Origin of the sequence: Corallococcus sp. AB049A (assembly GCF_003668885.1) — a bacterium.
GTDB classification, from domain to species: Bacteria; Myxococcota; Myxococcia; order Myxococcales; family Myxococcaceae; genus Corallococcus; species Corallococcus interemptor.
The window spans coordinates 1-2,193 of record NZ_RAWL01000727.1; the positions used below are offsets into that span (position 1 = coordinate 1).

The window sequence follows — 2,193 nt, forward strand, 5'->3', positions numbered from 1 at the left end:
GTGCGTCAGGGCTTCCACGCCTCCCGCCGACGTGCCGAGGACGATGGCGTCGACGCGGCCAGCGGGCGGTGCGGAGGGGCGGTGTGGAGTGGGCATGGGCGGCGGGTCCTCTAGCGTTTCTGGTAGAGCCGGTCCTCGGGGACGACAGGGGTGAAGGACGCCTCGTGCGAGGAGAAGCGCAGCGACTCGCGCGCCCCCAGGCCCAGGAACCCCTTGTGACAGAGCGACTCCGCGAACAGGCCCAGCGCGCGCTCCTGCAGGTCGCGGTTGAAGTAGATGAGCACGTTGCGGCACGACAAGAGCTGCACCTCCGCGAAGACGCTGTCGGTGGCCAGGCTGTGGTCGGAGAAGACGATGTGGCTCTTGAGTGAGCGGTCGAACACCGCGCCGCCGTACGCGGCCGTGTAGTAGTCCGACAGCGACGTGCGCGCGCCGGACAGCTGGTGGTTCTGGGTGAAGGACGCGACGCGGTCCACCGCGTACACACCGGCCTCCGCGCTCTGGAGCGCGGTGGGGTTGATGTCCGTGGCGTAGATGAGCGTGCGCTCCAGAAGACCCTCCTCCCGCAGGAGGATGGCCAGCGACCAGGCCTCCTCCCCGGTGCTGCACCCGGCCACCCACACCTTGAGCGACGGATAGGTGTGCAGGACGGGCACCACGTGCTCGCGCAGGCCGCGGAAGTAGGACGGGTCGCGGAACAGCTCGCTCACCTGCACCGTGAGGTAGTCCAGCAGTACGGGGAACAGCGTGGGCTCGTGCAGCACCCGGTCCTGGAGCTGGGACAGCGTGGCGCAGCCGAAGTGGTCCGCGGCCTGGGCCAGCCGGCGCGTGAGCGACGACAGCGCGTAGCCGCGGAAGTCGTAGTGGTACTTCAGATAGAGCGCCTCGAGCAGCAGCCGCAGCTCGATGTCGAACTCCTTCGTCGCCACGTCGAGCATCGGAAGGCCTCACCCCTTGGGCATCCAGACGCGCAGGAGCGACAGCAGCTTCTCCACGTCCAGCGGTTTGGCGATGTAGTCGTTGGCGCCGGCCTGGAGGCACTTCTCCTGGTCGTCGCGCATGGCCTTCGCGGTGAGCGCGATGATGGGCAGCTTGCGCAGTGCCTCGTGCTTGCGGATCTCGCGCGTGGCGGTGAGGCCGTCCATCTCCGGCATCATCACGTCCATCAGCACCAGGTCCACGGCGAGCTGGGGCTGGGCCAGGCTCTTCGTCAGCAGGGCCAGGGCCTCCTTGCCGTTGCGGGCGATTTCGACCTTCGCGCCCCGGGGCTCCAGCACGCGGGAGAGCGCGAAGATGTTCCGCACGTCGTCCTCCACCACGAGGATGCGGCGGCCCTCCAGCGTGGACTCGCGGTCGCGCGCGGCCTGGAGCATGCGCTGGTGCTCCGGCGGCAGGCGCGACTCCACCTGGTGCAGGAACAGCGTCACCTCATCCAGCAGCCGCTCCGGTGAGCGCACGCCCTTGATGATGATGGAGCGGGAGAAGCGGCGCAGGCGCTGCTCCTCGTCGCGGCTGAGCGTGTGGCCCGTGTAGACGATGACGGGCGGGAAGGACACGGCCTCCTCGGCGGCCATCCTCTCCAGCAGTTCGTGGCCGCTGAGGTCCGGCAGGTGCAGGTCCATCACCATGCAGTCGAACGTGTGCTCGCGCAGCCGCTGGAGCGCGGCGTGCGCGGTGGCCACGCACTCCACCTCCACGCCTTCGGTCTCCAGCAGCTTCTGGAGGCTGTCGCGCTGGCGGGCGTCGTCCTCCAGCACCAGCACCCGGCGGGAGCCCGGCGCGGACTTCGTCTCCAGCGTGCGGAAGACGTCCAGCAGCTGTTCGCGCTGCACGGGCTTGAGCGCGACGCCCACCGCGCCCAATTCCAGCGCCTCCCGCGTCCGGTCCGACGCGGACAGCACGTGCACGGGGATGTGGCGCGTGCGCGGGTTGCGCTTGAGCTGATCCAGCACCGTGAGGCCGGAGTGGTCCGGCAGGTTCATGTCCAGGAGGATGGCGTGCGGCGCGTGGCCGGCCGCGGCCTCCAGGCCATCCGTGGCGGTGGTGGCGAGGATGCACTGGAAGCCCAGCTCCCGCGCCAGGTCGCGCAGGATGAGGGCGAAGCGCGCGTCGTCCTCCACCACCAGCAGCACGCGCGAGCCGGCGGTGATGCGCTCGCGGTCGTCCTCCAGGCCGGGCGGCGGGGCGGGGACG

The 2,193-nt window shown here is 70.1% G+C and carries 2 protein-coding genes; both read right to left on the reverse strand.

Going from position 1 to position 2,193, the window contains the following annotated elements; genetic code table 11:
- Nucleotides 1-110 precede the first annotated feature (110 nt).
- On the reverse strand, nt 111-938 hold the full coding sequence (locus tag D7X55_RS38740) for a protein-glutamate O-methyltransferase CheR (protein ID WP_120550918.1): 828 nt from the start codon (nt 936-938) through the stop codon (nt 111-113).
- A gap of 9 nt (nt 939-947) precedes the next feature.
- Nucleotides 948-2,193: response regulator (locus D7X55_RS38745; RefSeq protein WP_121725654.1), on the reverse strand; the 1,246-nt coding region annotated here is incomplete at its 5' end.